Origin of the sequence: Leptolyngbya sp. FACHB-36, from assembly GCF_014695955.1 — a bacterium.
GTDB lineage: Bacteria > Cyanobacteriota > Cyanobacteriia > Leptolyngbyales > Leptolyngbyaceae > FACHB-36.
Genome location: NZ_JACJPG010000632.1, coordinates 1 through 7,157 on the forward strand (window position 1 = coordinate 1; position 7,157 = coordinate 7,157).

At 55.6% G+C, this 7,157-nt stretch carries 7 protein-coding genes; 3 read left to right on the forward strand and 4 right to left on the reverse strand.

Annotated features, from left to right (window positions below; translation table 11 throughout):
• A partial coding sequence (gene argS / locus H6F43_RS19265; RefSeq protein ID WP_190344489.1) for an arginine--tRNA ligase occupies window positions 1-527 on the forward strand: 527 nt, incomplete at its 5' end.
• Window positions 528-549: 22 nt separating this feature from the next.
• On the opposite strand, the gene H6F43_RS19270 is transcribed toward argS, so the two are convergent.
• Both H6F43_RS19270 and rpaB read right to left on the reverse strand, forming a co-directional pair.
• On the reverse strand, window positions 550-1,716 hold the full coding sequence (locus H6F43_RS19270; protein ID WP_190344491.1) for a cysteine desulfurase family protein: 1,167 nt from the start codon (window positions 1,714-1,716) through the stop codon (window positions 550-552).
• A 126-nt stretch (window positions 1,717-1,842) separates the two neighbouring features.
• Window positions 1,843-2,580: a response regulator transcription factor RpaB gene (rpaB, locus tag H6F43_RS19275; RefSeq protein ID WP_190344494.1), complete on the reverse strand. Its 738-nt coding sequence runs from the start codon at window positions 2,578-2,580 to the stop codon at window positions 1,843-1,845.
• 191 nt (window positions 2,581-2,771) lie between these two features.
• On the opposite strand from rpaB, the gene radA reads away from it, so the two are divergent.
• Both radA and H6F43_RS19285 read left to right on the forward strand, forming a co-directional pair.
• Complete coding sequence (gene radA, locus H6F43_RS19280) at window positions 2,772-4,277, forward strand: DNA repair protein RadA (protein WP_190344496.1); 1,506 nt, start codon at window positions 2,772-2,774, stop codon at window positions 4,275-4,277.
• Between the two features lie 52 nt (window positions 4,278-4,329).
• Window positions 4,330-4,776, forward strand: a complete 447-nt coding sequence (locus tag H6F43_RS19285; protein WP_199290459.1) for a DUF2141 domain-containing protein — start codon at window positions 4,330-4,332, stop codon at window positions 4,774-4,776.
• 132 nt (window positions 4,777-4,908) lie between these two features.
• On the opposite strand, the gene H6F43_RS19290 is transcribed toward H6F43_RS19285, so the two are convergent.
• Both H6F43_RS19290 and H6F43_RS19295 read right to left on the reverse strand, forming a co-directional pair.
• Complete coding sequence (locus H6F43_RS19290) at window positions 4,909-6,102, reverse strand: AI-2E family transporter (protein WP_190344500.1); 1,194 nt, start codon at window positions 6,100-6,102, stop codon at window positions 4,909-4,911.
• A gap of 137 nt (window positions 6,103-6,239) precedes the next feature.
• Entirely contained in the window at window positions 6,240-6,731 is a 492-nt protein-coding gene (locus H6F43_RS19295; RefSeq protein ID WP_190344502.1) for a YajQ family cyclic di-GMP-binding protein, read from the reverse strand.
• Between the last annotated feature and the right edge of the window lie 426 nt (window positions 6,732-7,157).

Consider the following 7,157-nt stretch of genomic DNA (forward strand, 5'->3'; position numbering starts at 1 on the left):
CTCGCTTGCAGGAAGAGGACCGTCAGGAAAGCGAGGACTTTATTGCCCATGTCGCGCAGATCGTCGGCATCGATGCCGTTAAATACGCCGACCTGAGCCAGAACCGCGCCAGCAACTACGTTTTCAGCTACGACAAGATGCTAGCGCTGCAAGGCAACACGGCACCCTACATGCTCTACGCCTATGTGCGCGTGCAGGGCATTAGCCGCAAAGGTCAAATCGATTTTGAGCATCTAGGCACCGACGCCAAGATCCTGTTGCAAGAAGACACAGAGCTGGTGCTGGCGAAACACCTGCTGCAACTCGAGTCCGTCCTGATGCAAGTTAGCCACGATCTGCTGCCCAATCGGCTGTGTGAGTATTTGTTTCAGCTCAGCCAAAAGTACAACCAGTTCTACGATCGCTGCCCCGTCCTGCAAGCCGAGGAGCCACAGCGCACCTCGCGCCTGATGCTGTGCGATCTCACCGCTCGCACCCTACAGCTCGGCTTATCGCTGCTGGGAATTCAAACATTAGAGCGAATGTAGCCGATCAGTCGCTTGCGAAGTATCAAACGCTAGAGAGGGCAGGCTGTGGAGTCAGCCGCTCTAGCACTTGCTTCAGCACCATTGCCGTCCAGTCAATATCTGCCTCAACGGTTTCGCGCCCCAAGCTCAGCCGAATGCCTGCTTTCGCTGCCCGATCGCTATATCCCATTGCCAGCAACACAGGACTGGGGCTGAGTTTGCCGCTGTGACAGGCAGACCCCGCACTGATGCCAATTCCTGCCAAATTCATCTGCCGCACCAGCGTTTTGCCGCTGAGAGCGTCGCCATCCGCAAAGCGGACACAAAAACTAACGTGGTGTGGTAGGCGCTGCAGACGATCGCCCGTTGGCTCCAGATCTGAACGGTCTGCCAACAAATCGAACAGGCGATCGCGCAGGCGAATCAGCCGTGGCAGTTCTGTCGGCAGCTCCTCAGCCGCCCGTTCTGCGGCTGCGCCGAATCCCGCGATCGTGGGAACCGCCTGCGTACCAGAGCGCAATTTTCCCTCTTGTCCGCCGCCGCCCAGCATCGGTTCAAGTTGCACGCCGGAGCGAACATAGAGCGCCCCCGCCCCCTGAGGACCATAGAGCTTGTGGCTAGATAGAGACAGCAAATCTACGGGTAGGTGCTGTACATCGAGCGGGAGCCGACCCGCGACCTGCACGGCGTCCGTATGAAACACCGCCCCGTGAGCGCGAGCAATGCTGCCGAGCGACTGGATCGGTTGTAGCGTACCGACCTCGCTCTGTCCGTAGATAATCGATACCAACACGGTATTGGGCTGTAGAGCGGCTTGCAGCTCCAGCGGATTGACCCGACCCCAACGATCGACGGGCAGCCGCGTTACTTGCCAACCCCACTGTTCCAGCCAGCGCACGGGTTCTGCGATCGCCGAATGCTCAACGCTAGAGATAATCACATGCTGCGGCGCTGTGAACTGCCGCGCCACTCCCAGCACTGCCAAATTATTCGCTTCAGTGCCGCCAGAGGTGAACACGATCTCCTCGGATGCTGCATTAATTAGTTGAGCCACCTGCACCCTGGCACGCTCTACCACCACGGTCGATCGCTGCCCCCAAGCATGCAGGCTCGACGGATTGCCCCACTGCTGCGTCAGGACTTCCTGCATCGCCGCGATCGCCTCTGAGCGAACAGGCGTTGTGGCGCTGTAATCAAGATAAATTTGCATGGGCTATCCAGCAGTCAGCGTGTCTTCTCTCAGCATACTCCTCTGTTGTAGCGGCTGTTCATTCGTCAGACGGAGGTTGCACACGATTGTCGCTCGTTCTATTGATCGTTTTATCGCTCGCTCGTACTATATTTTGTCGTTCTCGCCTGGTTCAATGATGCGCTGGAACAGGTAGCCTGTTCCCCGGGCGGTCAGAATCAGTTCGGGATTGCTGGGATCGTCCTCCAGCTTGGCACGCAGGCGGGAAATGTGGACATCGACCACGCGAGTGTCTACGTGGCGCTCTGGTGTGTAGCCCCAAACTTCCTGAAGAATCTCTGATCGCGAAAATGCCTCGCCGGAGCGGCTCACTAGCAGTTCCAGCAAGCTAAACTCCATACCCGTCAGCCGAATCCGCTCATCGCCTTTGTAGACTTGGCGCTTGTTCGTGTCGATCCGGATCGTGTTGATGTGGATGACACCAGAGCTAGGAATCCCGGAAGTGCCTGTTTTCTCAACGCGGCGGAGCACCGATCGAATTCGCGCTTCCAGTTCTTTCGGCGAGAAGGGCTTGACGACGTAATCGTCTGCGCCGAGTTCTAGTCCAGTGATGCGATCGGCAACATCGCCGAGCGCGGTCAGCATGATAATCGGCACATCAGACTCTTTGCGAAGCTCCTGACAGACACCATAGCCGTCCAGCTTCGGCATCATCACGTCCAGCACAACCAGGTCAGGATCAGCATTGCGGAAGGTGTCTAGCGCTTCCTCGCCATCTGCCGCTGTTACCACGTCATAGCCAATCATTGACAGGCGCGTTTCCAAGATGCGACGAATGCTTGCTTCGTCGTCTACTACCAATATTTTTTCCTTATGATTTTCCAATTTGATTCGTCTCCTTAACGCGAAATTACTAATGATTAATTTCTGTACTTTATCATTAAAGATAGTACTCCATTCAGTCAGGTTTGAACCCCTAAGCTCCAAGTCTAACGCACGTTTCAGACTTTCTTAAGATTTGCTGTGATCAGCCTTCAGGGATGGAGTATTAACATTTCTACATCTATTTCTAACGAATGCCAAAACTTCGATCGCACTACGTTTGCAATCAATGCGGAGCCGAATTCTCGCAACACTTCGGCAAATGTCCTGCGTGCGACTCCTGGAATTCCCTAGAGGAGCACATTGCTGCGCCACCAGCGGCGATCGCAGTCCGTTCGGGCACGTCCTCCCGCAGCAGTAAAGGACGCTCGAAAGGTCCTGCCCAGGCGAAATCAGCGCTGACGCTGCGGCAAATCGCCGACCATCCTCAAGCGCGGCTGTCGTCTGGCTACGGAGAACTCGATCGCGTGCTGGGTGGTGGAATCGTGCCTGGCTCACTCGTGCTCATCGGTGGCGATCCGGGCATCGGCAAATCCACCCTGCTGCTGCAAATGGCAAACCGCCTGTCACAGCGCTACAGTACCCTCTACGTCTGCGCTGAGGAGTCTGGACAGCAGGTGAAACTCCGCGCCCAGCGCCTCGGCGTTGGTCAAGAGGCAGAAGAGGACCTAGAGAAGGTACACAGGGAAGATGCTCCCTCACCCTCGACTCGCGCTCCTTCTGACCTCTACCTCCTTCCCGAAACCGAACTCGACACCGTGCTGGCAGAGCTAGAGTCGCTCAAGCCGGACGTGGCTGTCATTGATAGTATTCAAGCGCTGTACTACAGCGCTTTGACCTCGGCTCCAGGATCCGTGTCGCAGGTGCGCGAGTGTACGTCGGTGCTAATGCGAGTTGCGAAGCAGCAGAATATTACGCTGTTCATTGTTGGGCACGTCACCAAAGAAGGTGCGATCGCCGGACCCAAAGTGCTGGAACACTTGGTCGATACGGTGCTGTATTTTGAGGGCGATCGCTTTGCCAGTCACCGACTGCTGCGATCGGTGAAGAACCGATTCGGGGCAACTCACGAAATCGGCGTGTTTGAAATGGTGGATCAAGGCTTGCGAGAAGTGCCCAATCCCTCGGAGCTATTCTTGGGCAGTCGGGAAGAGTTTTCGCCCGGAAGCGCCACGATCGTCGCCTGCGAGGGTACGCGCCCGATCGTCGTAGAGCTGCAAGCGTTGGTCAGCCCCACTAGCTACAGTTCGCCGCGCCGCTCAACGACAGGCATCGAGTACAATCGCCTGCTGCAAATTCTGGCGGTGCTCGAAAAGCGCGTCGGGATTCCGCTCTCGAAGCTGGACGCCTACGTTGCCTCATCGGGCGGCTTGAGCGTCGGCGAACCGGCTGCCGACTTAGGCGTGGCGATTTCTCTAGTCGCTAGCTTCCGCGATCGCGTGGTTGATCCGCGCACCGTGCTAATCGGTGAGGTTGGCTTGGGTGGGCAGGTGCGTCCGGTGTCTCAGATGGAACTGCGGCTGAAGGAGGCGGCAAAGTTGGGCTTCAAAAAGGCGATCGTGCCGAAGGGACCCTCTTTCTCAGATATGGGCATGGAAATCATCCCCGTGGCGCGAGTGGTAGACGCGATCGCAATTGCGCTGGCAGGACGATCGTCCAACGGTTCGGCTGAGGTGCATCCGGAGCTAATGGAGGCTTAGCAGTAAGAAGTAAGAGAGTGAGGGAGTGAGGAGTGAAAGCGTGAGGAGAGTTGTGAGCGGGGTAATCGTTGCGACGATCGTGGGCGTCTCGCTATCGGGAAGCGGACAGGCTCAGACGGCGGGCAACTTGACGGTTGAGGTGGACGGACTGCGGAATCAAAGCGGGGAACTCTGCCTCAAACTATTTTCTGGCAGTCGGGGATTTCCAAACAGTAACGAGAGCGCTTTAAAGCGGCAGTGCGTCAAAATTGCAGCGAATCCACTGACGCTAACGTTTAATAATCTGAAACCGGGCAGCTATGCCGTTGCGGTGTTTCACGACACGAACGGCGATCGATCGCTCAATCGCAATGGGCTAGGAATGCCGTCGGAGGGCTTCGGTTTCTCGCAAAATCCGCTGGTGCGTCAGGGTCCCCCTAGTTTCGGCACCGCCGCCTTTTTCCTGGCGGGTCCCGAAACGCGCCTTAAAATTCAAATGCGCTACTCAGTTGGCAATTAATTCAGTCCGGTGCAGAAGTTGCCTCGATATGGCTTGGGGCGGGAATATAGCGAGAAGAAATTCGTAGCTCAGCGCGATCGAGGCTGACTTCGATCGTCTAACTCCAGCAGCGAACCTAAATGAATCCTGTTGCTAAACCTCTTGGGTTGGAAGCTCTGAGGTGCGACGCACAGATGTAGTCTCCACGCCAGAGAATCGCGGTTCCGGGACGGTTGCAGCCGCCGCACGATGGGCGTCCTCGCTGGGGAGGCTGCTCGGTGCATCGGTGGTCGATCGCGATCGAACTGCCACTAATGCGCTTTTAATTACGACGGCGGTAGGCACCGCAACAACCACTCCTAACAGTCCGCCGATCCGCGCTCCACAAAGAATAGAAACGAAAACCCACACCGGATTCAGCCCCGTTACGCTACCCAGAACTCGGGGAGCCACAAAGTTTTCTAGGATCTGCTGCACCACAATACACGCCCCCAGCACCTTCAGCCCAAGCCCAATATCCCGCAGCGCCACGAGCAGCGTCACTAAGGCAATGCCGACTGAGCCACCGAAGGGAACCAGCGCCATTGTGCCGATCGTTAACCCAAACAGTAAGCCAAACGGCACCGCCAGCCACAGAAAAGTTAGCGTCAGCGTGGCTCCCATGCAGGTTCCTAAAATGAGCTGTCCCAAAAAGAAGTTTTGGAAGCTCAGTCGCAGCGTTTGGGAAAACGGAGCACGAATTTTAGCTGGAAGCCACTCGACCAAGCTGTGCCACAAGTGGTCGCCGTGCTGCAATAGATAAAACGACAGCACCAGCGTCAAGAGCAGATCCAGTAAGCTTGTGACGGTGAGAACCGCGACATTGAGCACTTCACCCGACAGAATTTGCAACTGTAGCTTTAGCCGATCGTTGATCTGGGCCTCAAACGCATCCAGACTGAAGGGCAAGCCCGACGCCTCCATCCGCTGATCCAGAATCGTCAACTGATGTCGTCCAGAGTCGATCCACTCTGGCAGTCGCGCAACTAGCTGCTGGGCTTGCTGAAACGCGATCGGAACCAGCGTTACCCCCAGCCCCAGTAGCCCTGACAGCGCCAAGAGAAACACAACCACAGCGGCTCGTCCGCGCTTCGTCCCCTGCCGCTCCAGAAAGCTGACTGGATAATTCAGCAGAAACGCTAGCAGCGACGCTCCAACCAAAATCACCATTAGCGAATGGAAGTAGTCAGAGATCGTAAACACTGCCCACGCATTCACCACCAGCAGCGGAGCCGCTAGCGCAATCAACAAAACTTTAGCTAGAGGAGAGAACGACTCCCACCAGTCGCGCAGTAGTCCCTGACGCATAGGAAGAATGTGTAGAAGCGGTTAGCAATCAGCCATCAGGTTCGATCGTCAGCAGCAGTCCATCGACTAATTACTGACAACTAAACGGCAAATGGCTCATCTCCTACACCCTACACCCCGGATTCACGTTTCGTCCCCTACCGATAGTTGATAAATTGCAGCGCCACCGGGAGGTCTTCTTGCTTCAAGCGCTGAATCACCGCTTGCAGGTCGTCCTTGGATTTGGCAGTAATTCGTACTGCATCTCCCTGAATCGACGCCTGCACTTTCTTGAATTCGTCCCGAATCAGCTTTGAAATCTGCTTGCCAATCTCCTGACTAATGCCTTTCTTCAGCTTAATTTCCTGCCGCACACGGCTACCGCTAGCAGATTCTACTTTGCCGTAGTCAAAAATCTTCAGCGATAGATTGCGCTTGACGGCTTTGGTTTGCAGGATATCGTGCACGGCATCCAGCGTAAAGTCGCTGTTGGTATTGACGGTAATAACCTGATCGCCCAGCTCTACGGTGGTTTTGGTGTCTTTGAGGTCGTAGCGGGTCTGAATCTCGCGAGTGGCTTGGTCGATCGCGTTGACGAGTTCTTGACGATCGAAGTCGCTCACAATATCGAAGGAGTAAGTATCAGCCATAGCCAAAGCACTAAATTAGGTTAATTAAACGAGAGGTGTCATCTCGATCGCGACGCGTGCCTCTCTTAGGATAAAGGGTGAAGGCACGAACGGAGCGAAAACGGGCACAGCCACGCTACAATCCGCGCCTCAACCCCCTAATAGAATGTTGCCAATCTTGGCAAAGCTCTATTAAAACAGAGTAAATGGGTATTACAGCCAGTTGTTTTTATTGAACGTCACCCTTGTTCAGTAAGCGCTGTCAGTCACGGGTGCCGGAACACGTTAGGTTAGCTCACGTCAAGACCTTAGACTCAGAACTCCAGAGGATCACAGTATGTCGCTTCGATCGTTGCTGCTCGGCTCCTCGGCTGCGCTACTGCTGGGTACGGTTGGAACCGCACCGTTGCCGCCTAAAGCGATCGCTCAGTCTGCGGTAGACGAGCA

Bases quoted from the DNA above. Each gene is read 5' to 3' on its own strand.
- radA (WP_190344496.1), top strand. From the start codon at position 2,772: ATGCCAAAACTTCGATCGCACTACGTTTGCAATCAATGCGGAGCCGAA.
- H6F43_RS19290 (WP_190344500.1), bottom strand. From the start codon at position 6,102: ATGCGTCAGGGACTACTGCGCGACTGGTGGGAGTCGTTCTCTCCTCTA.
- H6F43_RS19295 (WP_190344502.1), bottom strand. From the start codon at position 6,731: ATGGCTGATACTTACTCCTTCGATATTGTGAGCGACTTCGATCGTCAA.
- H6F43_RS19270 (WP_190344491.1), bottom strand. From the start codon at position 1,716: ATGCAAATTTATCTTGATTACAGCGCCACAACGCCTGTTCGCTCAGAG.